This is a genomic window from Streptococcus alactolyticus (assembly GCF_012277075.1).
GTDB classification, from domain to species: Bacteria; Bacillota; Bacilli; order Lactobacillales; family Streptococcaceae; genus Streptococcus; species Streptococcus alactolyticus.
In genome coordinates, this window is the sequence record NZ_JAAXMT010000003.1 from 100,801 (window position 1) to 127,191 (window position 26,391).

The following is a 26,391-nucleotide window of genomic DNA, read 5'->3' on the forward strand; positions in this document are numbered from 1 at the left end:
AAGCCACTGCTTAAGCGGTGTGCGAAGATGTGATGAAAATTGGAATTATAGCAGCAATGGAGCAAGAATTACGACTTCTTGTAGACCATTTGGAAAATAAAGTCGAACACCATGTTTTAGGAAACACGTATTACGAAGGAAAACTGGGCCGTCATCAAGTTGTCTTGGTGCAATCAGGTGTCGGAAAAGTCATGTCAGCTATGTCGGTTGCCATTTTGACGGACCATTTTGGAGTGGATGCCTTGATTAACACAGGGTCAGCTGGCGCTGTTGCAGAAGGTTTGCAAATTGGCGATGTTGTTGTGGCTGACACTTTAGCTTACCACGATGTTGATTTGACAGCCTTTGGCTATGACTACGGTCAAATGTCTATGCAACCTTTGTATTTTGAATCTGATAAAACATTCGTGGAAACGTTTGAGCAAGTCTTGAGTGAAGCAGACGTGTCAAGCCATATTGGTTTGATTGCGACAGGAGATTCTTTTATCGCTGGCCAAGATAAAATTGATGCCATCAAATCTGTTTTCCCACAGGTTTTAGCGGTTGAAATGGAAGGGGCTGCAATTGCCCAAGCCGCTCACAGTTTGAAAAAGCCATTTGTTGTTGTGCGTGCCATGTCTGACACCGCAGCCCACGATGCTAACATTACCTTTGATGAATTTATCATTGCAGCAGGTAAACAATCTGCTGAGATTTTGTTAGCCTTCTTAGAAAAATTAACTTAAATAGCATCTAAACCTAAAAAAGAAGAAAGTACCGAGTGGTATTTTCTTCTTTTTTTGCTTTATTTGTCAGCTTGTTTTAGTCCGACTCCAGTTGGTTTTTTAGTTTCTGTTTCAACTTGTTCTTCAGCGTCTTTTGAATCGCCGTTGAAGCCCATGGCCTCTCCTAAACGAATACTGATGTCAGTATCATCGTACTCACCGTCAAACATTTTGGCACCTGAACCCATAGCATAGACAGGAACTTTGTCACCAGAGTGGTCAGTTGTTGTCCAAGCCAAGCCAGCTTTTTTGTCTAGCAAACGAGTAGCCGTGATAGCAATTGGAACGTAGCCACCGTAGCTTACATTTTGCTCATCTTCTGATTTTTTAGTTTCATCAAAGGCTGTTTTTAACTCGTTGTACTCTTCTTTAGAGCATTTAAGTCTGTTTTTAGCTAGTTCTTCCGCGTAAGCTTCGCTTTCAGCGTTTGTAACGTCTTCAGATGGCGCATCTGGATCCAAGACTAAGCCGAAGTAGTCTTCAATTTGTGGCGCAAATTCTTCGAAAGTCAAATCTGGATTTTTTTCCAAAGTTTCAGTAGTCAAATCGGCAAAGGCAACTGGTGACCCTTTTTGGTTAGTTAAAAGATCAAAAGAAGTGCTATTTCCTGTTGAACCATTACCAATTGTGAAACCACCAGTTGCATGGTCTGCCGTTACAACGATCAAGGTTTCGTCAGGATGCTCGTTGTAGAAGTCAATCGCTGTTTGAATTGACTCTTCAAAACCAAGTACTTCGTGAATAGCTGTTAGACCGTCATTGGCGTGCTCAGCCCAGTCCACTTTTCCACCTTCAACCATCATGAAGAAACCTTCAGGATCATCTTCCATGACTTCAATTCCTTTAGCTACCATGTCGCTAAGGGTTTGGTCACCTTCTTCTTGGTCAATGGTATAAGGCATTGAATCGCTATCTTGTAAACGCTCAGATACTAGGTAAACTTTTTCAGAGTCAGCATTTATTTTCTCTGCTTTTTCTTTAGTATCAGCGATAGTGTAGCCATTTTCTTCCATGACTTCATAAAGGTCCTTTTGGTCCTCATCTTTACCAGTACGCTGTCCAAGTGAACCACCAGCAAAGTAGTCAAAACCTGATTCTGCCATTTGAAGTCCGATATCGTAGTAAGATTTACGAGACTCAACATTTGCGTAGAAAGCAGCAGGAGTTGCGTGGTTAAGCGTTACATTGGTTACAATTCCGACAGCTTTGCCAGCACGTTTGGCTTTTTCAGCCACAGAATCAGCAGATTTTTCCAAATCGCCTGTCAAACCGATGACTTTACTTTGGGTCTTAATTCCAGTTGCAAAAGCCGTAGCCGTAGCCGCTGAATCAGGAATGAATGAAGAACAGTCGTATTGTGTTTTCAGACCAACAACTGGCATTTCAGTAAAGTTCATACGATCTGGGTAAACTTCGCCTTTGTTTGTTTGTGTGTAGCCAAGATAATCTTCAGCAGCCGTTACAGGAGTTACCCCCATCCCGTCACCGATGAAAAGGAAAACATATTTAGCTTGGTTAGAATTGACTTTAGAATGGTCTTCCATTTTTGCACGGCTAGTATCGTACATTTGCACGTCTTTACCGTTAGCTGTTTCTTTTGCCAAGCTTGTGCTGTTTGCGGCTTCTGTATCTAATTTCAGCTTATTGCCTGATGATGTTGTTGAACTACAAGCAGCTAGCAAGGTGCTAGAAACCAGTAAGGTCACCCCTAAGCGTGCCAAATATTTTGAACTTTTTTTCATAAGAACCTCGTTAATAATTTTTAGACCTTGGTCTTGATTCTTATTCTAGCAAATGAATGTAAACTCCCTAACCGCCTTTTGTAAAACTTCCATAAATCCTTTTGCAGCAGGGTTTGATAAAATTTACAAAACAACAAAAAAACAGTAAAACGCTGATGTTTTGCTGTTAAAGAGATTCGATTTTTTCGAGGTAAATTTGTTCGGCGACGCGTTCTGGAATAATCAAGGTTTGTGAGTTGTGGATAAGTGTGTGGGTCTTGGCGTAGCTATCTTGTTTAACCAACTCCACAACATCATTGATGGTCAAGTGATGCTCTTGCAAATAGTTTAACAAATGCACCTCATCATGAACTCGGCAAATGCGATAAGTACCCAATTCTGAGATATGATTGAGTGGCTGACGGTGAATTTCTTGCAATAATTCTCCCTTTTGCGGAATGGTTCCACCGTGCGGGCAGAATTTTGGAAAACCTAGACTTTCTTCTAAACGGTCGATGAATGTAGTGGAAACTGTGTGCTCCAAAACTTCGGCTTCTTGGTGAATTTCATCAGGGCTATAATGCAACTCATTGGCTAGAAAGACTTCAATCAAGCGGTGTTTGCGGTACAATTCAGAAACCAAGAGCAAACCTTTTGGTGTCAAGTGATAGCCTACTTTTTGGTCTTTGGCAATGAGGGCTTCGTTGCTCATTTTTTTGACCATTTCAGAAACGGCTGGTGCTGAAACGCCCATCAATTCAGCGATGCCTTTATTGGTTACCTTGGCTTGACTTTCTCCAAGTTCGTTAATACATTTAAGATAATCTTCTTTATTTGGCGTCATATAATCTCGCTTTCTATCCTTTCTATTATACCAAAAAATCACTTATTCCTGTTCATCAATCCAACATAAGCAAAAAAATCAAGTCGCTAGGCTTACTTGATTTTTTAAGGGTTATCCTTAGTCCTTTTGTGAAGAACTGTCTTTTAGAATATCAATTGATGTGATGGTAACATCGGTTGTTGGCTTGTCGTTGTCATCGGTCGCGGTTTGAGCAATCTTATCCACAACGTCCATGCCATCAATTACTTGCCCAAAAACGGTGTAATTGCCATCTAAGCCTGGATTACCACCTTTAGCATAAGCTCCAATAATGGGTTCTGGGTAGCTTGATGATGAGAGTTTTTGCGATTGGTCATCTGTATTTTGATTGATGAAAAATTGACTGCCATTGGTGTCTGCACCAGCATTTGCCATGGCAACCGCCCCGCGAATGTTGTAGAGGTAAGGTGAGATTTCATTTTTAAAACCATTGCCAGAATCAATGCTCTTATCCTTATTTTTCCAGATAGATTCTCCGCCTGTGCCATCTCCTTTAGGGTCACCTGATTGAATCATAAAATCAGAAATCACGCGGTGAAATAGCACACCGTTGTAATAGCCTTCTTTGGCGTGAGTGAGAAAGTTTTCCACAGCGAGTGGAGCATATTTTGGAAATAACTTGATGGTGATGTCACCTTCAGAGGTGTGCATGAGGACTTCTGACTCGTTGTCAGTGACGTCATTAGATAATTGTGGAAAAGCTGACGTATCAGCACTCAAAGCTTTTTTCAATTCTTTTTGGTAGGCTTTTGAGGACGATGCACTGGCACTTTTTGAAGCAGAAGCGGCTGAAGCAGATGCTTTGGCATTGACGTAATCTTCTCCTCGAATGGCTTTGGTCAATTGGCTACAACCTGATAGGCTTACCAAACTAAGTATTATAACAAGCAATGGGATTGTTTTTTTCATGTAAACTCCTAAATATGTATCTTAAAGCTGTGTTGATAGGGTTATTTGTCAAAATTCATTGAGCTCTAAGCAAACTCAACTAAGCTATTCTACCATATTTTGTTTTCAATAACCTAAAAGTTTAAAAAATGCTATAATAAACTCATGGCAAAATCAAAAAATAGAAAAAAAGGTCGTAAAACGCGCCGACCAACCAAAGCAGAAATAAAAAGACAACAAGCCTTGCAACGCTTTATAGGGACTATTATTCTGATTATAGTCTTTTTCTTTGCAGTGACACGGCTGGGGATTTTTGGCGTTACGGTTTATAACCTCATGCGCTTTGCCGTTGGTAGCCTTGCTTATCTGGTTATGCTGGCTATTTTGGCTTATTTTATCGGTTTTAAATGGTTCCACAAACAAGTCGGTCTTGTGGGTGGTTTTGTGGTGTTTATGATTGGTATGTTATTGGAGTGGCAGGCCTATTTATTTTCACTATCAGCTTATCATGACAAGCCTGTTTTATCCACAACGGCTTCCTTGCTTTTTAATGACATTCTTCATTTTAAAGTCAGCCACTTTGTTGGTGGGGGGATGATTGGGGCTTTACTTTACATGCCTGTTTCCTTTCTTTTTTCCAATATTGGAACCTTCTTGATTGGTAGCTTGTTTATTCTTTTGGGAATTTATTTGATGACGCCGTGGGATTTGTACGATATTGCTGATTTTGTCAAAGCTAGAGGACAGACTCTTGCTTCGAGGTATGAATTGCACAAGCAAAAACGCTTTGTGAAACGTGAGGAGAAAAAAGCTAGAGCTGAGCAAAAACGTGCTGAGCAGGAACAAAAAGCAGCAGAAGAAGAACGTTTGGCCCAGCTTGAAGTGGATCTCGAAACAGGCGAAATTTTGACTGATTCAGCCAATGTTGACATGCCTGCAACAGAGTCTGACAAAGTGCCCCAACCTTCAGACGCAGAGCCTGAAATCTTGTCTTATGACCAAGGAGTTGTGACGGATGATGATCAACAAGCCGCTGATCTACCTGAGCAAGAAGAACAAGCTGACGAACCTTTGGACGTTGATTTTACGGCAAAAACAGCCCTGCATTACACCTTGCCAACGATTGATTTGTTTGCACCAGACAAGCCCAAAAATCAATCCAAGGAAAAAAGCATTGTCCGTCATAATATCAAGGTGTTAGAGGACACCTTTACCAGCTTTGGTATTGATGTCAAGGTAGAACGTGCTGAAATTGGCCCATCGGTAACCAAGTACGAAGTCAAACCAGCCGTTGGTGTGCGTGTCAACCGCATTTCCAATTTGGCAGATGATCTAGCCCTAGCCTTGGCTGCTAAAGATGTACGTATCGAAGCCCCTATTCCAGGTAAATCCTTAGTCGGTATTGAAGTACCGAATTCTGAAATTGCCACGGTTACTTTCCGTGAATTATGGGAGCAATCCAATACTGACCCGAATAAATTGTTGGAAGTTCCCCTTGGAAAAGCAGTCAATGGTACGGCACGCACCTTTGACTTGGCTCGTATGCCTCACCTGCTCGTAGCTGGTTCAACGGGTTCAGGAAAATCTGTTGCGGTCAATGGCATCATTGCCAGCATTTTGATGAAAGCACGACCTGACCAAGTCAAATTCATGATGATTGACCCCAAAATGGTTGAATTATCGGTTTACAATGATATTCCCCATTTGTTGATTCCTGTGGTAACCAACCCTCGTAAGGCAGCTAGAGCCTTGCAAAAAGTGGTGGATGAAATGGAAAACCGTTATGAACTCTTTAGCCATTTTGGCGTTCGCAATATTGCAGGTTACAATGCCAAGGTTGAAGAGTTTAACAAACAATCTGACCAAAAACACATTCCACTACCTTTGATTGTGGTTATTGTGGATGAGTTGGCAGATTTGATGATGGTTGCCAGCAAAGAAGTGGAAGATGCCATCATTCGTTTGGGGCAAAAAGCGCGTGCGGCAGGTATTCACATGATTTTAGCAACCCAACGCCCATCTGTTGATGTTATTAGCGGTTTGATTAAGGCCAATGTGCCATCGCGGATTGCCTTTGCCGTGTCATCAGGGACCGATAGCCGTACGATTTTGGATGAAAACGGCGCTGAAAAACTTTTGGGACGTGGGGACATGCTCTTTAAACCGATTGATGAAAATCACCCTGTCCGTTTGCAAGGTTCTTTCATTTCAGATGACGATGTGGAGCATATTGTTAGCTTTATTAAAAATCAAGCTGACGCCGAATATGACGATAGTTTTGACCCAGGTGATGTGTCTGAGGCTGATTTGAAATCAGGAAATGGCAGCAGCGCTCAAGAAGGTGATCCCCTATTTGAAGACGCTAAGGCTTTAGTGCTTGAAACCCAAAAAGCCAGTGCCTCAATGCTCCAACGCCGTTTGTCAGTAGGCTTTAACCGTGCTACTCGTTTAATGGATGAATTAGAAGCTGCTGGTGTCATCGGGCCCGCCGAAGGAACCAAACCTCGAAAAGTTTTGATGACTACTGCAACATCGGAAGACTAAAAAAACGTTAGCTGTAAAGCTAACGTTTTTTTAGCGTCCAATTGTAAAGACTAAAATCAACTCAATGACATAAAAAATAGCTGTCAAAATAAACCCTGACCGCCAGAAAAATTTCAAAAAGCGGCGATAAGAAAAAGCGTGGTAACGTTTCAAAAAAGTAATGCTCAAAATCAAAGCCAACAAAGATAGGCAAATCAAGTAGTAAAAGAAAACATCTAATGTCAAAGATTGCATTGCCACTAAAGCAATTTCAAGTGCAAACAAGGGAAAAGACAGGTCTGTAAACAAGATCCCAAAGCGTTTTAGGTTAAAAAAGGTAACCAAAATGTAAGAAAAAAGCGGCGTCAGCACCAAAAAAGCAATCGAAAATAATTTATATACCATGTCCTATATTTTATACCGAAACCCTGAAGATGTAAATGATTAGAGCCTTTTTCCTCAAATTTCCTTTGCTCTCAAAAAAAGGGGAAGATTTTTTTGAAAAATAATGAGCTAAATAGCTTGCTTTTTCCCTGAATTCCTGTATAATGGTAAAGTATGCGATTGAGCATATCTGTGGGAGGTAAAAATCTTAATTACCGCCAAAACCACAACAGGAGGATTTAAAAATGGCTAAAAAAGTCGAAAAAGTTGTTAAACTTCAAATTCCTGCTGGTAAAGCGACACCAGCTCCACCAGTTGGTCCAGCTCTTGGTCAAGCAGGTATTAACATCATGGGATTCACTAAAGAATTTAACGCACGTACAGCTGATCAAGCTGGCATGATCATCCCAGTTGTTATCTCAGTGTATGAAGACAAATCATTTGATTTCGTTACAAAAACACCACCAGCTGCTGTTCTTTTGAAAAAAGCTGCAGGTGTTGAAAAAGGTTCAGGAACACCTAACACAACAAAAGTTGCAACAGTTACTCGTGCACAAGTACAAGAAATTGCTGAAACTAAAATGCCAGACTTAAACGCTGCAAATATTGAATCTGCAATGCGTATGATTGAAGGTACTGCTCGTTCTATGGGATTCACTGTTGTTGATTAATCAATGACACCCAAATTGTGACTGAATTTGGTTGCTAGACCGAAAAATCACTCACACTAGACCCGCAAGACTTCATCATGATTTGATGAGTGACGTGGGAGATTTTAAATCAAATCGATATGACCACATTACAAGGAGAATTTTAAATGGCTAAAAAAAGCAAACAAATGCGTGCTGCACTTGAAAAAATTGACAGCACTAAAGCATACAGCGTAGAAGAAGCTGTGGCGCTTGCAAAAGAAACTAACTTCGCAAAATTTGATGCATCTGTAGAAGTTGCATATAAACTTAATATTGACGTTCGTAAAGCTGACCAACAAATCCGTGGTGCAATGGTATTGCCAAACGGTACTGGTAAAACACAACGTGTGCTTGTTTTCGCACGTGGTGCTAAAGCTGAAGAAGCAAAAGCTGCTGGTGCAGACTTCGTTGGTGAAGATGACCTTGTTGCTAAAATCAACGATGGTTGGCTTGATTTCGACGTTGTTATCGCAACACCAGATATGATGGCTATCGTTGGACGTCTTGGACGTGTCCTTGGACCTCGTAACCTTATGCCAAACCCTAAAACTGGTACAGTAACTATGGACGTTGCTAAAGCAGTTGAAGAGTCTAAAGGTGGTAAAATCACTTACCGTGCTGATAAAGCTGGTAACGTACAAGCTATCATCGGTAAAGTATCATTCGACGCAGACAAATTGGTTGAAAACTTCAAAGCATTCCACGATGTTATCGTGAAATCTAAACCAGCTACTGCTAAAGGTACTTACATGACTAACTTGTCTATCACAACAACTCAAGGTGTCGGTATCAAAGTAGATCCAAGCTCATTCTAATGTAATGATATGACAGAAAAAATCCGTTTCCGTTTCGCTGAAGCGGATTTTTTTATAAGCTGTGTCAAAAAATTTTTTAACGCTGTACCTTAGGGACTGGCGAGTATTGAATCGTTAAAAATGAGATATTTTGCTAGGTAAAATAAGCAATTTATGATAAAATAGTAGGGATAAAAGAAGGAGTAACGTGTAGTGGAACCTAAGTATAAACGTATTTTAATTAAGTTGTCTGGAGAAGCTTTGGCTGGTGATAAGGGTGTGGGTATTGACCTTGCCACTGTTCAAGCTATCGCAAAAGAAATTGCTGAAGTTCATGATTCAGGTGTTGAAATTGCCTTGGTTATCGGTGGTGGAAACCTTTGGCGTGGTGAACCAGCTGCGGCAGCTGGTATGGATCGCGTACAGGCAGACTACACTGGAATGTTAGGAACAGTCATGAATGCCCTTGTTATGGCTGATAGCTTGCAACAATATGGTGTGGACACTCGTGTTCAAACAGCTATCCCAATGCAAAATGTTGCGGAACCTTATATTCGTGGACGTGCCCTTCGTCATCTTGAAAAAGGTCGTATCGTTATCTTTGGTGCGGGTATCGGTTCACCTTATTTCTCAACAGATACAACAGCTGCCCTTCGTGCTGCTGAAATCGAAGCAGAAGCTATTTTGATGGCGAAAAATGGTGTTGATGGGGTTTACAACGCAGATCCTAAGAAAGATGCCAATGCAGTTAAATTCGACGAATTAACACACGTTGAAGTGATTAAACGTGGTCTTAAAATCATGGATGCTACTGCCTCTACCCTTTCAATGGACAACGATATTGACTTAGTTGTCTTTAACATGAACGAACCTGGTAACATCAAACGTGTGGTCTTTGGTGAAGCTATCGGGACAACGGTTTCTAACAAAGCAGACCACCACAACCATTAAGAGTTGGCTCTACTATTTTAAAAAAACAAGAAACGAGGATAATACTGACTTATGGCTAATGCTATTATTGAAAAAGCGAAAGAACGCTTTGAACAATCACACAGTGCTTTGGCGCGTGAATTTGCTTCTATTCGTGCTGGACGTGCTAACGCGTCACTCTTAGACCGTATTCAAGTGGAATACTACGGCGCACCAACACCTTTGAACCAATTGGCTTCTATTACCGTTCCAGAAGCGCGTGTTCTCTTGATTTCTCCATTTGACAAATCTGTTTTGAAAGACATTGAGCATGCGATCAACGCTTCTGACCTTGGTATTAACCCTGCCAATGATGGTTCAGTGATCCGTCTTGTTATTCCAGCATTGACAGAAGAAACACGTAAAGATTTGGCTAAAGAAGTGAAAAAAGTTGGTGAAAGTGCCAAAATTGCTATCCGTAACATCCGCCGTGATGCGATGGACGAAGCTAAAAAACAAGAAAAAGCCAAAGAAATCACAGAAGACGAATTGAAAGTGCTTGAAAAAGATATTCAAAAAGTTACTGACGAAGCTGTGAAACACATTGACAGCATGACTGCTAACAAAGAAAAAGAATTGCTAGAAGTCTAATGTCATCTCTATAAGACAAAGGTAAGGGGGTGGAGATTCCACTCTCTTTTCTATGATAAAGGAAAAAAACATGAATAAACTACTTGCTACGGTTATCACTGGTTTGGTAATTGATGAAAATGCAAAAGCCTATTTTGTTCAAAAAGATGGAGTGACTTTCACTTTGGATAAGAGCGAGGGTTCACACGCTATCGGAGATATGGTCAAGGGCTTTGCTTACACGGATTTGCACCAAAAAGCACGTCTAACAACTGCAGATGTGGCAGCAACACGCACTAGCTATGGTTGGGGCGTTGTGACAGAAGTGCGTCGCGACCTCGGTGTTTTCCTAGACACAGGTCTGCCAGACAAACAATTTGTCGTTTCGCTAGACGTTTTGCCTGATTTAAAAGAACTTTGGCCTAAGAAGGGTGACAAGCTTTATGTTCGTTTGGATGTGGATAAAAAAGACCGCATTTGGGCCATTCCAGCAGAACCTGAAGTTTTCCAAAAACTCTCAGGACCAGCTTATGACAATATGCAAAATGAGAAGTTACGCGCAATTGTTTACCGTTTGAAATTGTCAGGAACGTTTGTTTACCTGCCAGATAATAATATGCTTGGTTTTATCCATCCAAGTGAGCGCTATGCGGAACCACGTCTTGGGGAAGAAGTAACGGCTCGCGTCATTGGTTATCGTGCTGTTGACCGCACGCTAAACCTTTCGTTAAAACCGCGTTCTTTTGAAATGTTGGAAAATGATTCGCAGATGATTTTGACTTATTTGCAGTCAAATGGTGGCTTTATGACCTTGAATGACAAGTCATCACCAGAGGATATCAAGGCTACTTTTGGTATTTCAAAAGGACAATTTAAAAAAGCTTTGGGTGGTTTGATGAAAGCTAAGAAAGTCAAACAAGATGCCCTTGGAACAGAATTAATCGATTAAAGGCTTTATCAAAAAGAGTTGTGTTAGAAATGGTCTAACACGCTCTTTTTTTGAAAGTCTTATGTTATAATAGAAACATTATTTTTGGAGGTGCTAGAATGGAACGAGCGATTTTTGCAGGTGGGTGTTTTTGGTGCATGGTGCAGCCTTTTGAGGAATTAGATGGTATTTTATCTGTGCGTTCGGGCTACACTGGAGGTCATGTGCCTCATCCAACTTATGAGCAAGTCAAAGCCCACCAGACAGGGCATACCGAAGCAGTTGAGATTATTTTTGATGAGCACGTTATTTCTTATGCGGATTTGGTGGAGATTTACTGGGCACAAACAGATCCGACGGATGCGTTTGGGCAATTTGAGGACCGCGGTGATAATTACCGTCCTGTGATTTTTTATGAAAACGACAAGCAACGTCGCATCGCAGAGCAATCCAAACAAGCCCTACAAGAGTCAGGACGTTTTCATTCACCTATCGTGACGACGATTGAACCTGCACAAGCATTTTACGTGGCTGAGGACTATCACCAAGGTTTCTACAAAAAGAACCCTGAACGCTATGCCCAAAGTAGCGCCATCCGACATCAGTTTTTAAAGGAGTATTGGCAATGAGAAAATCATTTTATACCTGGTTAATGACCCAGCGTAACCCCAAAAGTCACGAACCTGTCGCTATTTTAGCGGACTTGGTATTTGAAGATTCAACTTTCCCAAAGCATAGCGATGATTTTGAAGTTATCAGCACTTATTTGGAAAATGAGGCGGACTTCACCTTCAATCTTAGTGACTTTGACCAGATTTGGGAAGATTATTTAGCACATTGAGAGGTTATAACCTCTCTTTTTTAGCACTTTTTCTAATAAATGAATTATTGGTATTATTGTTAATATAAAAGCAATAGCACTGAGGCTATTGCTTTTAATTATGAGTTAATTTTTAACAACTTGCTCTTCTTGACTAGAATAGATTTCATCAAGGGGAGCGGAGAACCAGCGACCACCTAATACAGTTGTATTCAATTCATTTTTTACCCCTTCAGATAAGGTAGTGTCCGCTTGCATTTTTTCTAAAATATCACTGGCAGTCTCACTATCAGTCGCTGCTTTAATGTCTTTAGCATTTTCAGTAGCAGAAATTGATAGGACTTCGCTTTGCTCTGACCATTTTGGCCAATTAACCAAATTTTTATCGTTTGGATTACCTGAGGCTAAGAAGTTTTTCAGGTAAGCCTTAAAGTCACTTGACATGTCCTTAGCACCATCGTTATCAAATTCTTCTCCAATAAATGTAGCATAGTTTGACGGAGTTTGAAGCATTGCTTTAAAGATACCGTGAAAAGCTCCTAGAGTTGATGCTAATTGAGGTGTTACATTTGAATCATCGCCATAGAAAATTTCTGAAATATAGATATCTGAATTATATTTTCCTGCTAATTTTCGTGCACTGTCAACCCCATTTGAAAGTCTGTAAAGTTGACCACCGTAATTTCTTGAATAGTCAAATTCTGCTTGTTTTTGTTCATCTTGGAATAAGTCCCCACTATTAAAATCCTCTGCGAAGCGCTCATCTGATGCAATAAAGAGTGAAAATTCATTAGTTCCAGTGACAAGCATAAGCGGCACATCGTTGAATGTTTCAGTCTCAAAGCCTTCTTCTGGAATAACAGTTCCATCTTTATAAAGATGTGGGAAAACAGACAAGCGAATACCTGCATTTCCCATAAATGGAGCTAAACGATCAGCAGAAAGATTTTTGAGATAATCAGCAATTTCATTATTATCTTCGAGGAGCCAGTTTTTAGCATCTTCTTCAGTTGGTTGTAGGCCATTTTCAACAACTAAAGGTGCAATAGCTGTTGCGAAAATCTCTTGACTTTCCTCTTCATCTGAAAGTGTCATTCCACCGCTAAAGGAGATAGCCTTGTCATATTTTCCTTTGAAAGTAGGTGAAATTAAAGTGGCCATAACATCTCGACCTCCTGCTGAAAATCCAGCTAAGGTCACATTATCTTTGTTACCACCGAAGGTTTCAATATTCTTTTCTACCCAGTCTAGTGCTTGAGCGATATCCAGTAACGCAAAATTACCAGAATTTTCTTCATCTGATCCAGTTTTTAAAGCATCCAGAGGATTGAGACCTAATGCTCCTAATCGGTAATTAACAGACACATAGACTGCGTTTAAATCATTTGCGAGAGTATTTCCTTTGATTTCCTGAGCATGACCAGTTTGGTTGTTACCACCATGTAAAAAGACTAAAACTGGTAAATCTGTTTCATCTGTATCAGGACGTACAATATCTAAATTTAATTCATTTTCAGAGCCGACGACTTCGTTATTAGAAAATTGAATATCTTTTTCTCCGTGTTCTGTTGCATCAAAAGTATCGTCCCATTTATCTACTTCTTTTGGAGCTTGCCAACGTTCAGCTTGTGCATAAGGAACGCCTAGCCATTCTAAAGCATTATTTTCCGTATCTTTTTTCCCTTTGATATTTCCAGTTTCAATAGTTTGTGTAGTTGATTGATTAAAGGTATTAGCACTTTCAGTACTTTTATGACTACATGCTGTTAAAGTTAGCACAGCGCTAAACGCGATCAGACCCATTATCGTTTTTTTCATGATGTTTCCTTTCAGTTATCAGATAGAAATAAGTGCATCAATAAGTTGGAATTGTTTATCTTAGCCTTATATTATAATTTACTTCTCATTTATCCAACCGCTTACTTATTATTTAGTGAGATAGTATCATTTTTTAGTGGCTTAGTATCAATGAGATATATATTGTATTAGGAATTTTCTTATTGTTCATTTAGCACCGCCATTTTCAATAAAGATAAGCAAGAAATCACGCAAGTCGTGATTTTTTGTGGTAAATGAGCTATAATAGGTTTATCAGATACAAAAGAAAGAGGGACTCTATTTGCAAGAGTATTCGACTGAGATTACGTTAAGCCATCCAGATGATGTGTTGGCTTTGTTTGGCTCAAATGAGCGTCATTTAAAATTGATTGAAGATAACTTGGGCGTCATTATCCACGCACGAACTGAGCGGGTGCAGATTTTAGGGGATGATGAAGATAGTGTCGAATTAGCCCGTCTGACTATTCAAGCTTTGTTGATTTTGGTGGGACGTGGCATGCTCATCAACACTTCAGATGTGGTGACAGCTTTGAGCATGGCACAAGATGGTTCGGTAGATAAATTTGTTGCCCTATACGAAGAAGAAATTATCAAGGACAATTCAGGCAAGCCTATCCGTGTTAAGACTTTGGGGCAAAAGGTTTATGTCGATAGTGTCAAATCACATGATGTTGTGTTTGGGATTGGACCTGCGGGGACTGGTAAGACCTTTTTGGCGGTGACCTTGGCAGTGACGGCTCTTAAACGTGGTCAGGTTAAACGCATTATTTTGACGCGTCCAGCTGTTGAAGCTGGTGAAAATCTAGGTTTTTTGCCTGGTGATTTGAAGGAAAAAGTGGACCCTTACCTTCGTCCTGTTTACGATGCCCTTTATCAAATCTTAGGCAAGGAGCAAACCACTCGTCTCATGGAGCGCGACATTATTGAAATTGCTCCGTTGGCGTATATGCGTGGTCGGACGCTTGATGACGCTTTTGTCATTTTAGATGAGGCCCAAAACACGACCATCATGCAAATGAAGATGTTCTTGACTCGTCTAGGTTTCCACTCTAAGATGATTATCAATGGAGATACTAGCCAGATTGATTTGCCTAAAAAAGTCAAATCAGGTTTGATTGACGCGACTGAAAAGCTCAAACACATCAAGCAAATTGACTTTGTGCATTTCTCAGCAAATGACGTGGTGCGTCATCCTGTCGTGGCTGAAATTATCAACGCTTACGAGTCTGAGCAAGCACCTCAAGTTTCGCCTGAGCAGAGATACGCTCAAAATGAATCGAACTTTGCCAATTATGAAACCATCGGCGAATTGCCCAAAGAGGTAGATACGACAGATAACTAATTGCTTAACCAAAGACTTCTTGTTTTCCAAGAAGTCTTTTAAAATGGGGAATTGGGACATAAAATAGCACTCCAACACTTATTGTGGTATAATATCATTGACAAGAATACAGTTGAAAGAAGAATATTATGTACGTTGAAATGATAGATGAAACTGGTCAAGTTTCAGAAGCCATCAAGAAACAAACGCTTGATTTATTGGAGTTTGCTGCTGAAAAGACAGGTAAAGAAAACAAGGAAATGTCTGTGACTTTTGTGACAAATGAACGCAGTCACGAATTGAACTTGAAGTATCGTCATACAGATCGTCCAACGGACGTGATTAGCTTGGAGTACAAGCCAGACTCAGGTCTGTCATTTTCAGAAGAAGATTTGAAAGACAATCCTGAATTGGTCGAAATGCTCGACGAATTTGATGCTTATATTGGAGAGTTGTTCATTTCAGTGGATAAGGCGCGTGAGCAAGCCGAAGAATATGGTCACTCTTTTGAACGTGAAATGGGATTTCTTGCGGTTCATGGTTTCTTACACATCAATGGTTACGATCATTACACACCAGAAGAAGAAAAAGAAATGTTTACGTTACAGGAAGAAATTTTAACCGCCTATGGACTCAAGAGATAAGCATTCCCCAAAGAAGTGGAAGAACCGTACCCTAGTATCAAGTTTAGAATTTGCGATTACTGGGATTATTACCGCGTTAAAAGAAGAGCGCAATATGCGCAAACACATGTTTTCAGCGATTTTAGCCTGCATGGCAGGTGCGATTTTTCGTATTTCAGCTGTCGAGTGGCTCTTTTTGCTGTTGGTCATATTTTTAGTGATTACGCTTGAAGTCGTTAATTCGGCTATTGAAAATGTTGTGGATTTAGCCAGCAACTACCATTTTTCCATGTTAGCGAAAAATGCTAAGGACATGGCTGCTGGTGCTGTTTTATTGATGTCAGGATATGCAGTGATTACGGGCTTGATTATCTTTGTCCCAAAGCTGCTAAAATTCTTTGAACTTATCCTTAGTGATAAGAGCTTATGGTAGATGATGGAAAGGAGTAGGACGTTGTGAGATGCGTCCTTATTATCTTATGTTTAAATCAGGTTTTGTTGCTATTTTAGGTCGTCCAAATGTTGGAAAATCAACCTTTTTAAATCGTGTAATGGGTCAAAAAATTGCGATTATGAGTAATAAAGCTCAAACAACGCGTAATAAAATCATGGGGATTTACACGACAGAAACAGAGCAAATCGTCTTTATCGACACACCAGGTATTCACAAACCTAAGACGGCTCTAGGCGATTTTATGGTGGAATCAGCTTATAGTACCTTGCGCGAAGTGGATACGGTACTCTTTATGGTGCCTGCCGATGAAAAACGTGGTAAGGGCGATGACATGATTATCGAGCGTTTGAAAGAAGCTAAGGTGCCTGTTATCTTGGTTATCAACAAAATTGACAAGGTTCATCCTGACCAATTGTTGGAGCAAATCGATGATTTCCGTGACCAAATGGATTTCAAAGAAATTATCCCAATTTCAGCCCTTCAAGGTAACAATGTGGATAGATTGTTGACTGTCTTGACTGAGAATTTGGAAGAAGGTTTCCAATATTTCCCAGAGGACCAAATAACTGACCACCCTGAACGTTTCTTGGTATCTGAAATGATTCGTGAAAAAATCTTGACCCTCACTGAACAAGAAGTGCCACACTCAGTTGCTGTTGTGGTGGATTCGATGAAACGCGACCCTGAAACGGATAAAATTCACATTCAAGCAACTATCATGGTGGAACGAAACAGCCAAAAAGGCATTATTATCGGGAAACATGGTGCCATGTTGAAAAAAATTGGTACTTTAGCTCGCCGTGATATTGAAATCATGCTCGGTGATAAGGTTTATCTTGAAACATGGGTTAAAGTCAAGAAAAATTGGCGTGATAAAAAACTAGATTTGGCGGACTTTGGCTATAACGAAAAAGAATACTAAAAGAGATAGCTTTTGCTAAACTCTGAGATCTTACAGAAAGGAAAATCAAGCAGTCTAAAGGTTTAGGCTGCTTGCTAGTGTTGTTATGCCTGAATTACCTGAAGTTGAAACCGTTAGACGAGGTTTGGAAAAGTTGATTTTGGGGCGTAAAATTGAAGCCATTGACGTGCGTGTGCCTAAACTGATAAAGACAGGTATCGAAGCCTTTGAAATAGACCTAATTGGGCAAACGTTTCAGGCCATTGGCCGACGTGGTAAATATTTGTTGCTGCAATTAGATAGGCAAGTGATTGTGTCCCATCTGCGTATGGAAGGAAAATACCTGCTTTTTCCACAAGAAGTTCCTGAAAACAAGCATTTTCACGTCTTTTTCACGTTAGATGATGGCTCAACCTTGGTTTACCAAGATGTCCGCAAGTTTGGCACAATGGAATTGTTGTTGCCTGAGCAAGTTGAGCCTTATTTCCAAAATAGGAAGCTTGGGCCAGAGCCAACCAAAGCGGCTTTTGATTTAGCAACTTTTGAAAAGCAACTGGGACAATCAAAAAAACTGATAAAACCGCATCTTTTGGACCAAACGTTGGTGGTTGGCTTGGGTAATATCTACGTCGATGAGGTGCTTTGGGCAGCAAAAATTCATCCAGAACGTATGAGTTCGACCCTGACAAGTCCTGAAATCACCTTGCTTCATGACGAGATTATTCGTATTTTGCAGTTGGCCATTGAAAAAGGTGGAACAACGGTTCGAACGTATCAGAATGCCTTTGGTGAAAATGGCCGCATGCAGGATTTTTTGCAGGTTTATGGCAAAACAGGTCAGCCTTGCCCACGTTGTGGAACGCCTATTGAAAAAATCAAGGTGGGCGGGCGTGGCACGCATATTTGTCCGAGGTGCCAAAAACGATGACGAAGATAGTTGGTATTACAGGCGGCATTGCTTCTGGCAAATCAACGGTGGTAGCCCAGCTTTGCAAACACGGTTATCAGGTGATTGACGCTGACCAAGTGGTGCATGACTTGCAAAAAAAAGGTGGCAGGCTGTATCAAGCTCTGTTTGATTGGCTAGGTGATGCCATTTTACAGGACAATGGTGAACTTGACCGTCAAGCCTTAGGGCAAGCAATTTTTGGAAATCAAGAGATGATGGCCAAGTCATCTGCTTTGCAAAACGATATTATTCGTCAGGAACTCGCCCAACGTCGTCAGGAACTTGCCAAAACGGAAAGCCTCTTTTTCATGGACATTCCCTTGTTGATTGAGTTGGATTATGTGGGTTGGTTCGATGCCATTTGGTTGGTGGTTGTGGACGATGAAATGCAGTTAAATCGCTTGATGGCGCGTAATCATCTCACGTTAGCTGAGGCCAAAAAGCGTATGGCTAGCCAAATGCCGACCAAAGAGAAACTGGCTTATGCGGACCATATCTTAGATAATAATGGCGATAAAGCTGCCCTAGAGAAGCAAGTAGAAGTTCTATTGACAGACTTATCCCAACCTTAGCTTTTTACGCTGTAAAAACAATTTCTTGTATAATCACTTTTCCATTAAGAAAAAAGTGTGCTATAATATCAATGATTTTTTTAGAAAGAAGGGGTTATTATTAGTCGCGAAGTTAACTGGCAACAAAATCTCCGTATAGCTTGGCTCGGTAATTTCTTTACTGGGGCAAGCTTTTCACTTGTTATGCCATTCATGATTGTGTATATTGAGGAATTAGGTGCTCCTAAGGATATGACTGACTGGTACGCTGGTTTGGCGGTTTCGCTGTCGGCACTAAGTTCAGCCTTGATTTCACCAGTGTGGGGGCGTTTTGCGGACCGTTATGGTCGTAAGCCAATGATGGTGCGGGCAAGTTTGGCCATGACCTTTACTATGGGGGGGTTAGCCTTTGTTCACAATGTGTATTGGTTGTTGGCTTTGCGCGTGTTAAATGGTTTGCTTTCGGGTTATGTGCCCAATTCAACCGCTCTGATTGCTAGTCAAGTTCCCAAAGAACGTTCGGGTTATGCTCTAGGAACCTTAGCAACAGGGGTTATTGGTGGAACCTTGGTGGGTCCTTTAATTGGTGGGGTATTAGCTCAGTGGCTAGGTATCCGCCACGTTTTTTTATTGGTCGGCTTTATCTTGTTACTTTGTAACTTGTTGACTTTCTTCTTTATCAAGGAAGATTTCAAGCCTGTTACCAAGGAAAAAGATTTATCAACCCGCGAAGTGTTTGAAGCAATTAAAGACAAACAAATCTTGATTGGCTTGTTTATCACCAGCATGACCATTCAAATTTCTGCGCAATCCATTGCTCCAATTTTGACCATGTACATTCGTCATTTGGGGCAAAAAGAAAATCTGATGTTTGTTTCAGGATTGATCGTTTCGGCGTTAGGTTTCTCAAGTATGCTTTCTAGCTCAAGCCTTGGAAAACTTGGGGATAAGATTGGTAACCACCGTTTGTTGCTTATTGCTCTTTTTTATAGTTTTTGCATGTATATCTTATCAGCCCTCTCCCAAAATACCCTCCAATTGGGAATTGTGCGTTTCTTCTACGGTTTTGGGACAGGGGCTTTGATGCCAAGTATCAATTCGCTTTTGAATAAGATTGCACCACGAGAAGGGATATCGCGAATCTTTAGTTACAATCAAACCTTTAGTTACTTAGGACAAGTTATTGGGCCATTCATTGGTTCAGCTGTTGCCACAGGTCTTGGCTATCGTTCAGTCTTTTATGTAACCAGTCTGATTGTCCTAGCCAACTTTGTGTGGAGTTTGATTACCTTTAGAAAATATTTAACAGTTAAGGAAATAGTGTGAGAGTAAAGATTCATTTAACGTGTAGCAGTTGTGGTCAAAAAAATTATCTGACCAGTAAAAACAAAACCACCCATCCAGAACGGATTGAGGTACCCAAATATTGTCCAAAAGAACGAAAAGTGACCCTACATATTGAATCTTGATAAGTTTTATGTTAAAATAGTATTGACCATAGTGTAGGAAGGAAAAAAGAATGCTTCGGTATTCTTGATGGCATAAATGTACGACTTTTTATTAACCGTTTTACTGATTTTATCAGTTATTATTGTGATTTCGATTTTAATGCAACCACAAAAGAATCCAAGTAGCAATGTCTTTGATAGTAATAGCTCTGAAGCTTTGTTTGAGCGTACAAAGGCACGTGGCTTTGAAGCATTCATGCAACGTTTTACAGCCATTTTGGTTTTCTTTTGGTTAGCCATTGCTTTAGTACTAGCAATCTTATCAAGTAACTAGATAGCGGTTAGGGACGGACTTTGTCTTAGCCGCTCATCTTGAATGGTGTCTAAGAACTCATGAGCTGGTCAGTCAGCTCATTTTTTATTATGAATGAAAGTGGTAAAAGCGAGTTCACAGTACTTGCTTTTCCAAATCAAGAGATTAAAGGTGAGGATATAAAAGGCTTTTTAGAGGAAAAAGCCAAAAAAGCAGTATGATGAATGACAAAATTATAACGTATTTAGAAACACGAGAAAAAGTGACGGTGAATGAATTAGCCGAGGCTTTGGAGATGACTGGAGCTAAGAAATTTCCTAAGCTGATTAAGGAAATTTCAACCCTTGAAAGTCAGGGAAAGTTGCGTTTTAATGACGCTGGTATGCTATCTTTGCGTAAGAAACAAGAAAAGAAAAAAGAAGTTACCGTTACAGGGATTTTTCGAGCAAATAAGGCAGGCTTTGGCTTTTTAATCGTTGATGAGAATGAAGACGATATGTTTATCGGTCGCAATGATGTTGGCTATGCGATTGATGGGGATACGGTTGAGGCAGTCATTAAAAAGCCTGCTAACCGTTTGAAAGGAACAGCTGCTGAAGCTAAAATTGTTGGTATTGTGGAACGCAGCCTGAAGACTGTTGTGGGGAAATTTATCCTCGATGATGAAAAGCCAAAATATGCTGGTTACATCAAATCTAAAAATCAAAAAATCCAACAAAAAATTTACATCAAAAAAGAGCCCGTGGTCTTGGACGGAACTGAGATTATCAAGGTAGATATTGACAAGTACCCAACGCGTGGCCACGATTATTTTGTCGGTCAAGTGCGTGATATTGTGGGACATCAAGGCGATGTGGGGATTGATGTCTTGGAGGTCTTGGAATCGATGGACATCGTGTCTGACTTTCCAGATGATGTGCTTGCGGAAGCCAATGCTGTGCCCAATGTACCAACAAACAAAGATTTGATTGGGCGAGTGGATTTGCGTCAAGAAGTGACGTTTACCATTGACGGTGCGGATGCCAAGGACTTGGACGATGCCGTACATATTAAATTGCTTGATAATGGCCATTTTGAATTGGGTGTGCATATTGCGGACGTATCTTATTATGTGACAGAAGGCTCTGCCCTAAACCGTGAGGCAGTGGCGCGTGGAACTTCTGTTTATGTAACGGACCGTGTGGTACCTATGCTGCCTGAGCGTTTGTCAAATGGAATTTGTTCCCTCAATCCAAATGTGGACCGTTTGACGCAATCTTGTCTGATGGAAATCGATCGCAAGGGTCGTGTGGTCAATCACCAAATTTGCCAATCAGTGATTAACACCACTTTCCGCATGACTTATAGTGATGTCAATGCTATCCTTGCTGGGGATGACGAATTGGCAGAAAAATACCAGCCGATTGTTGAATCGATTCACCACATGGCTGATTTGCACGCCATTTTGGAGAAAATGCGTGTGCGTCGTGGGGCTTTGAATTTTGATACCAATGAGGCAAAAATTATCATCAATGATAAAGGGATGCCTGTGGATATCGTCTTGCGTCAGCGTGGTGTAGCTGAACGCATGATTGAGTCTTTCATGTTGGCAGCCAATGAAACTGTAGCAGAACATTTCTCAAAACGCAAATTGCCTTTTATCTATCGTATTCACGAAGAGCCTAAAGCAGAGAAATTGCAAAAATTCCTTGATTATGCAAGTATTTTTGGCATTCACATTCATGGGACGGCCAATAAAATCACCCAACAAGCCTTGCAAGAATTCATGGCTAAGGTGGAAAATAAGCCAGGTGCAGACGTTTTGAACATGATGTTGCTGCGTTCGATGCAACAAGCCCGCTATTCAGAACACAATCATGGGCATTATGGTCTGGCAGCAGAGTATTATACCCACTTTACCAGCCCAATTCGCCGTTATCCTGACCTTCTGGTTCACCGCATGATTCGCGAATACACGCAGGTCACTGATGAGAAAATCGAGCATTTCAGACAAGTTATCCCTGAATTAGCCACTTCCTCATCAACCCTTGAACGCCGGGCTATCGACGCTGAACGCGTAGTAGAAGCCATGAAAAAAGCAGAATACATGGAAGAATACGTTGGCGAAGAGTTTGAAGGTGTGGTATCTAGCGTTGTCAAATTTGGTCTGTTTATTGAATTGCCAAATACCATTGAAGGGTTGATTCACATCACGACTCTCCCAGAATTTTACAACTACAATGAGCGTACCATGACGCTGCAAGGTGAGAAGTCTGGCAAGGTCTTTCGTGTGGGGCAACCAATTAAGATTAAGTTGGTTCGTGCCGACAAGGAAACAGGCGACATTGACTTTGAATACCTACCAAGCGAGTATGACGTGATTGAAAAAGTGAAAAAATCCCGTAAGGACCGCTCTAACAAGGACAAACGCCGACCAAAATCAGACCAAGCAAAGGACCACAAATCTAAAAAACGCAGAGGCTCTAAACCAGCTAAAAAAGCATCTAAAAAATCAGGTAAGAAACCTTTTTACAAAGAGGTTGCCAAGAAAAAAAACGTAAAAAGAAATAAGTCGCTATAACGTGACGACAAAGGTTCAAGAGAGGTATCGCTATGCCAAAAGGTGAAGGAAATGTCGTGGCCCAAAATAAAAAAGCTCGTCATGACTATAACATTATTGATACAATTGAAGCAGGAATAGTCCTAGCAGGGACTGAAATCAAAAGCGTTCGTGCTGCTCGTATTCAACTAAAGGACGGCTACGCTCAAATTAAAAACGGAGAAGCTTGGCTCATTAATGTCCACATTTCTCCTTTTGAGCAAGGGAATATCTGGAATCAAGACCCCGACCGCACTCGAAAATTATTGCTGAAAAAACGTGAAATTGACAAATTAGCCAATGAATTAAAAGGAACAGGGATGACCCTCGTTCCTCTCAAGGTTTATTTGAAAAATGGCTTTGCTAAAGTCTTGCTCGGTGTGGCAAAAGGAAAACACGATTATGATAAGCGCGAATCCATCAAACGCCGCGAACAAGACCGCGATATCAAACGCCAAATGAAAAATTTCAATGCACGTTAATCACCATAAAAAAGCTCCGTGGTGAGCTTTTTTTGTTTTTAGAACCGTTTAGGACTTAAAAATAACCATTTGTGACTAAGCTGTCCATTGTTTTGAAAAGTGTGCTATACTAGTAAGCATTAAGAAGATACCGAAAGGTGATAGAAGGGGTGATTATGATGGGAATAAAATGGTTTTCAGGTGGTAAAGAGAGAAGAGAGGCAGCCTTACCTATTTTTGAGGAATTAATCGCATCAATGGCAAATGATAGCAAAAAAGAGCCTTTGAAGGCACTCTTGGTCAAGTACCGTCAGGAATTAAAAACAAGTGGTACCTCAACGCCTTTTATCTTTAATCAAATGAACATCGAACTGGTAAAGGTCATGGCAGATAATCACATTGTTTTATCCAAAGAACAATCCGACTTATTTAAAGCCTTGCAGCAGCTATCGGCTATCCGTTATGGTTATTATTAAGCAGTTAAAAAGGCTAGGACACAAGTCCTAGCCTTTTGGTTTTTAATCCCACCAAGTGATGACTTCTTCGCGTGGTTTGCGTGAGCGTGGGTGTTTTGGGTCACGGAGGCGATAGCCAAAGGATACCATGCTGGCAATGCCTTCTTTGTCAGGGTCAATGATGCCTTCCTGAGCCAAAATAGTATTGACCTTGTCATAGTTGAAGCCCTCAATCGGGCAAGAATCAATGCCAATCATGCTAGCTGTGGTCATCATATTGCCAAGAGCGATGTAGGTTTGCTTTGCTGTCCAATCAAACAAGGCTCTTGAATTATCAGCCATCTTCATGTCGTTTTTTTGGAAAGATTTATAAGTCGCCAAGCGAGCATTGAGCTCTTCCTCACCAATAAACCCACGACGAATCAAGCTTTCTTTGACCGATTCAGAATCGTAGCGGGCATTTTTTTCTGCAAGGAGCAAGACAAAATGACTAGCAGTGTCCAGCTGGTATTGGGCACCCCAAGCGACGGCATTGAGTTCTTGACGCAGTTTGGCAATGTGTGGACGGTCCAAGACGACAAAACGCCAACCTTCTAATCCGATAGAAGAAGGGCTTAGCCAAGCACTATCCAAAATAAATTCCATATCCTCACGCGAAATGGCTTTGTCATTATAGACACGAACGGCCACGCGGTTATCAAATGCAGCACGAACGGTTTCTTTGATGGTTTCTTTAGATGTCATTGTCACATTCCTTTCTAGTTAATCATTGTTACTAAAATGACCATATCATTAGAATTAAGACTTGTTTTTTTTACCTATTTAAAATAAAATAGGGTTATCTATCTTTTATTTTACCACAAGAGATGCAAAACGTAGATACAATAGATAAAGCAAGACATAAGGAGGTCAATCAGTTGTGTCGTATATCTACCTGTTTATCGCGATAATAGGTGAGTTGTTGGGGACAACATTGTTAAAAGTATCAGAAGGGTTTAGTAAACCCTTACCTGGTGTATCAGCCCTGTTGAGTTATGGAGTGTGTTTCTTTTTCTTGTCATTAGCCATGAAAAAAATTCCACTGGGGATTACCTATGCCACTTGGTCAGGTGTTGGTTTGCTAGTAACGGCTGTTATTTCCATCTTGGTTTTCAATGAAAAGCTCAATCTTTACACCATTATTGGTTTGGGCTTGATTATTGTCGGAGTCTTGATGGTTAATTTGCTAGGAAATGCAGGGCGTTAACAAAAAAACGTTCAGATGTTGAACGTTTTTTCTTGTGTTTAGCCTTCAAAGTAAAGTAATTCTTTTGGTGTTTGGGTAAAGACTTCAAATCCTGATTTGGTCACATGACCGCAATCTTCAATACGAACCCCAACTTTACCAGGAATGTAGATACCAGGTTCAATAGAGAAGCACATGCCTTCTTCGATAACCAAGTCGTTTCCTGCCATGATTGATGGGAATTCGTGCACGTCCATACCGATTCCGTGTCCAAGACGATGGTTGAAGTATTCACCGTAACCTGCTTTTTCAATCACATTGCGAGCCGCAGCATCGACTTCAGCAGCGGTTACACCTGGTTTGATAAAGTCTTGAGCGGTTAATTGGGCTTCCAAGCAAAGTTCGTAAATGTCTTTTTTGAATTGGTCTGGTTTGCCAACCGCAACAGTACGCGTCATATCACTAGTGTAACCCAGCGTTTCAACACCAAGGTCAAAGAGCAAAAGAGCGTTGTTTTCGATTTTGTTGGTACCTGGAATACCGTGTGGGTTGGCAGCGTTATTACCAGTCAAAACCATAGTATCAAAACTCATTTTGTTGATGCCTTGTTTTTTCATTTCAAACTCAATCATCGCGATGATGTCTGTTTCGGTATTGTTGAGTGAAATGTTGTCAAATCCTACGTGAACAGCCTTATCCGCAAATTGTCCAGCAACCAACATTTTGTCGATTTCGTCTTGTGATTTGATGAGGCGCATTTTTTGAATAAACGGTGTCAAGTTTTCAAAATGCCCATCAAAAACAGTTTGCAAGCCTTGGAATTTGGTTAGATTAAGGTTGTCAAATTCTGCAAAAATTTTGCTGCTGTCAGTTGATGGCAAATCTGCTTTGATTTTTTGCCAAGGGTTTTCAGAATCCACATAGCCAAAAACAGTGAAATCAAGGACTTGGCTAGCGCGTGCCACTTCTAGTGCTGGAACAAAAAGCACAGGGTCATGGTCACTGTAAACAAAGAGGAACATTTGGCGTTCATGTGGGTCACAGTAAAAACCAGTCAAATAGTTGACCGTTACAGGGTCAGAAAAAACCGCAAGGTTAGCTTTTTCTTGCTGAAGATAAGAACGAATTTGTGTTAATTTAGACATAAGAACCCTTCTTTCTATTACTCACATTTTTTCAAAAAAAAGTAAAAAAATCAAGTCTTTCTTGAAAAAAAATAAAGATTAGAGATAGCTGCAAAACGGCTTGGTTAAGCGAAAAAGTAGCTTTTAAAAATTAAAATAGATAAAAAATTAAAAAGAGTGCTTTAGTACTTGAAAGCGTTTATAAAAAATGAT

Annotated in this window: 30 protein-coding genes; 23 read left to right on the plus strand and 7 right to left on the minus strand. The window is 40.6% G+C overall.

The features are described 5' to 3' along the window. Positions 1-32 precede the first annotated feature (32 nt). Entirely contained in the window at positions 33-725 is a 693-nt protein-coding gene (locus HFK82_RS00930; protein ID WP_168260467.1) for a 5'-methylthioadenosine/adenosylhomocysteine nucleosidase, read from the plus strand. A 59-nt stretch (positions 726-784) separates the two neighbouring features. On the opposite strand, the gene HFK82_RS00935 is transcribed toward HFK82_RS00930, so the two are convergent. From HFK82_RS00935 to HFK82_RS00945, 3 genes are all read right to left on the minus strand, one after another. After that, positions 785-2,506, minus strand: a complete 1,722-nt coding sequence (locus HFK82_RS00935; protein WP_168260468.1) for an alkaline phosphatase — start codon at positions 2,504-2,506, stop codon at positions 785-787. Between the two features lie 166 nt (positions 2,507-2,672). Next, positions 2,673-3,329 carry a metal-dependent transcriptional regulator gene (locus HFK82_RS00940; RefSeq protein ID WP_168260469.1) on the minus strand — a complete coding sequence of 219 codons (657 nt, stop codon included), beginning with the start codon at positions 3,327-3,329 and terminating at the stop codon, positions 2,673-2,675. Positions 3,330-3,446: 117 nt separating this feature from the next. Continuing rightward, positions 3,447-4,277: a peptidylprolyl isomerase gene (locus HFK82_RS00945; RefSeq protein WP_168260470.1), complete on the minus strand. Its 831-nt coding sequence runs from the start codon at positions 4,275-4,277 to the stop codon at positions 3,447-3,449. A 144-nt stretch (positions 4,278-4,421) separates the two neighbouring features. Here HFK82_RS00945 and HFK82_RS00950 point away from each other — a divergent pair, with 144 nt between their 5' ends. Next, on the plus strand, positions 4,422-6,800 hold the full coding sequence (locus HFK82_RS00950; RefSeq protein ID WP_168260471.1) for an FtsK/SpoIIIE family DNA translocase: 2,379 nt from the start codon (positions 4,422-4,424) through the stop codon (positions 6,798-6,800). A 30-nt stretch (positions 6,801-6,830) separates the two neighbouring features. On the opposite strand, the gene HFK82_RS00955 is transcribed toward HFK82_RS00950, so the two are convergent. Further along, positions 6,831-7,184, minus strand: coding sequence for a DUF3397 family protein (locus tag HFK82_RS00955; RefSeq protein ID WP_168260472.1), 354 nt, complete (start codon positions 7,182-7,184; stop codon positions 6,831-6,833). A gap of 224 nt (positions 7,185-7,408) precedes the next feature. Here HFK82_RS00955 and rplK point away from each other — a divergent pair, with 224 nt between their 5' ends. The 7 genes from rplK to HFK82_RS00990 all read left to right on the plus strand — a co-directional run bounded on the left by rplK (position 7,409) and on the right by HFK82_RS00990 (position 11,957). Further along, entirely contained in the window at positions 7,409-7,834 is a 426-nt protein-coding gene (gene rplK, locus HFK82_RS00960; protein ID WP_003065913.1) for a 50S ribosomal protein L11, read from the plus strand. A 146-nt stretch (positions 7,835-7,980) separates the two neighbouring features. Further along, positions 7,981-8,670 carry a 50S ribosomal protein L1 gene (rplA, locus tag HFK82_RS00965; RefSeq protein WP_154455528.1) on the plus strand — a complete coding sequence of 230 codons (690 nt, stop codon included), beginning with the start codon at positions 7,981-7,983 and terminating at the stop codon, positions 8,668-8,670. Positions 8,671-8,862: 192 nt separating this feature from the next. Next, on the plus strand, positions 8,863-9,600 hold the full coding sequence (gene pyrH / locus HFK82_RS00970) for a UMP kinase (RefSeq protein ID WP_168260473.1): 738 nt from the start codon (positions 8,863-8,865) through the stop codon (positions 9,598-9,600). Between the two features lie 51 nt (positions 9,601-9,651). Continuing rightward, a complete protein-coding gene (gene frr, locus HFK82_RS00975) occupies positions 9,652-10,209 on the plus strand; it encodes a ribosome recycling factor (RefSeq protein WP_154455438.1) in 558 nt (185 codons plus the stop codon). A gap of 70 nt (positions 10,210-10,279) precedes the next feature. Continuing rightward, positions 10,280-11,137, plus strand: a complete 858-nt coding sequence (locus tag HFK82_RS00980) for a CvfB family protein (RefSeq protein ID WP_168260474.1) — start codon at positions 10,280-10,282, stop codon at positions 11,135-11,137. 98 nt (positions 11,138-11,235) lie between these two features. Beyond that, on the plus strand, positions 11,236-11,745 hold the full coding sequence (gene msrA / locus HFK82_RS00985; protein ID WP_168260475.1) for a peptide-methionine (S)-S-oxide reductase MsrA: 510 nt from the start codon (positions 11,236-11,238) through the stop codon (positions 11,743-11,745). Next, positions 11,742-11,957, plus strand: a complete 216-nt coding sequence (locus HFK82_RS00990; RefSeq protein ID WP_154455435.1) for a YozE family protein — start codon at positions 11,742-11,744, stop codon at positions 11,955-11,957. The genes msrA and HFK82_RS00990 overlap by 4 nt, the downstream gene beginning before the upstream one ends. Positions 11,958-12,062: 105 nt before the next feature. On the opposite strand, the gene HFK82_RS00995 is transcribed toward HFK82_RS00990, so the two are convergent. Next, positions 12,063-13,754 (minus strand): carboxylesterase family protein, encoded by a 1,692-nt coding sequence (locus HFK82_RS00995; protein WP_168260476.1) that lies wholly within the window; start codon positions 13,752-13,754, stop codon positions 12,063-12,065. Between the two features lie 301 nt (positions 13,755-14,055). On the opposite strand from HFK82_RS00995, the gene HFK82_RS01000 reads away from it, so the two are divergent. The 13 genes from HFK82_RS01000 (at position 14,056) to HFK82_RS01060 (ending at position 23,850) form a co-directional block, all read left to right on the plus strand. Beyond that, positions 14,056-15,117 carry a PhoH family protein gene (locus HFK82_RS01000; RefSeq protein ID WP_168260477.1) on the plus strand — a complete coding sequence of 354 codons (1,062 nt, stop codon included), beginning with the start codon at positions 14,056-14,058 and terminating at the stop codon, positions 15,115-15,117. Positions 15,118-15,245: 128 nt separating this feature from the next. Continuing rightward, on the plus strand, positions 15,246-15,740 hold the full coding sequence (gene ybeY / locus HFK82_RS01005; protein WP_168260478.1) for an rRNA maturation RNase YbeY: 495 nt from the start codon (positions 15,246-15,248) through the stop codon (positions 15,738-15,740). Beyond that, positions 15,724-16,152, plus strand: a complete 429-nt coding sequence (locus tag HFK82_RS01010) for a diacylglycerol kinase family protein (RefSeq protein ID WP_154455431.1) — start codon at positions 15,724-15,726, stop codon at positions 16,150-16,152. Before ybeY ends, HFK82_RS01010 begins: the two co-directional genes overlap by 17 nt. Before the next feature lie 46 nt (positions 16,153-16,198). After that, the gene (gene era / locus HFK82_RS01015) at positions 16,199-17,095 is read left to right on the plus strand and encodes a GTPase Era (RefSeq protein ID WP_168260500.1); all 897 of its coding nucleotides are present in this window, start codon (positions 16,199-16,201) and stop codon (positions 17,093-17,095) included. 85 nt (positions 17,096-17,180) lie between these two features. Further along, the gene (gene mutM / locus HFK82_RS01020; RefSeq protein WP_168260479.1) at positions 17,181-18,002 is read left to right on the plus strand and encodes a DNA-formamidopyrimidine glycosylase; all 822 of its coding nucleotides are present in this window, start codon (positions 17,181-17,183) and stop codon (positions 18,000-18,002) included. After that, on the plus strand, positions 17,987-18,595 hold the full coding sequence (coaE, locus tag HFK82_RS01025) for a dephospho-CoA kinase (protein ID WP_168260480.1): 609 nt from the start codon (positions 17,987-17,989) through the stop codon (positions 18,593-18,595). The genes mutM and coaE overlap by 16 nt, the downstream gene beginning before the upstream one ends. 135 nt (positions 18,596-18,730) lie before the next feature. Continuing rightward, entirely contained in the window at positions 18,731-19,900 is a 1,170-nt protein-coding gene (locus tag HFK82_RS01030; RefSeq protein WP_168260501.1) for an MFS transporter, read from the plus strand. Continuing rightward, the gene (gene rpmG, locus HFK82_RS01035; protein WP_167829324.1) at positions 19,897-20,043 is read left to right on the plus strand and encodes a 50S ribosomal protein L33; all 147 of its coding nucleotides are present in this window, start codon (positions 19,897-19,899) and stop codon (positions 20,041-20,043) included. Before HFK82_RS01030 ends, rpmG begins: the two co-directional genes overlap by 4 nt. A gap of 76 nt (positions 20,044-20,119) precedes the next feature. Continuing rightward, positions 20,120-20,356 (plus strand): preprotein translocase subunit SecG, encoded by a 237-nt coding sequence (gene secG / locus HFK82_RS01040; protein WP_154455427.1) that lies wholly within the window; start codon positions 20,120-20,122, stop codon positions 20,354-20,356. Between the two features lie 59 nt (positions 20,357-20,415). Then, a complete protein-coding gene (locus tag HFK82_RS01045) occupies positions 20,416-20,556 on the plus strand; it encodes a hypothetical protein (protein WP_154455426.1) in 141 nt (46 codons plus the stop codon). Continuing rightward, positions 20,556-22,895: a ribonuclease R gene (gene rnr / locus HFK82_RS01050; protein WP_168260502.1), complete on the plus strand. Its 2,340-nt coding sequence runs from the start codon at positions 20,556-20,558 to the stop codon at positions 22,893-22,895. Before HFK82_RS01045 ends, rnr begins: the two co-directional genes overlap by 1 nt. Positions 22,896-22,927: 32 nt before the next feature. After that, positions 22,928-23,395, plus strand: a complete 468-nt coding sequence (gene smpB, locus HFK82_RS01055) for an SsrA-binding protein SmpB (protein WP_168260481.1) — start codon at positions 22,928-22,930, stop codon at positions 23,393-23,395. A gap of 155 nt (positions 23,396-23,550) precedes the next feature. Continuing rightward, on the plus strand, positions 23,551-23,850 hold the full coding sequence (locus HFK82_RS01060; protein ID WP_168260482.1) for a bacteriocin immunity protein: 300 nt from the start codon (positions 23,551-23,553) through the stop codon (positions 23,848-23,850). Positions 23,851-23,892: 42 nt separating this feature from the next. On the opposite strand, the gene HFK82_RS01065 is transcribed toward HFK82_RS01060, so the two are convergent. Then, complete coding sequence (locus tag HFK82_RS01065; protein WP_154455476.1) at positions 23,893-24,573, minus strand: NAD(P)H-dependent oxidoreductase; 681 nt, start codon at positions 24,571-24,573, stop codon at positions 23,893-23,895. 175 nt (positions 24,574-24,748) lie between these two features. Here HFK82_RS01065 and HFK82_RS01070 point away from each other — a divergent pair, with 175 nt between their 5' ends. Then, positions 24,749-25,075, plus strand: a complete 327-nt coding sequence (locus HFK82_RS01070) for a DMT family transporter (protein ID WP_168260483.1) — start codon at positions 24,749-24,751, stop codon at positions 25,073-25,075. A gap of 38 nt (positions 25,076-25,113) precedes the next feature. Here HFK82_RS01070 and HFK82_RS01075 read toward each other — a convergent pair whose 3' ends face one another. Beyond that, positions 25,114-26,199, minus strand: a complete 1,086-nt coding sequence (locus HFK82_RS01075) for a M24 family metallopeptidase (RefSeq protein WP_168260484.1) — start codon at positions 26,197-26,199, stop codon at positions 25,114-25,116. Positions 26,200-26,391: the final 192 nt, after the last annotated feature.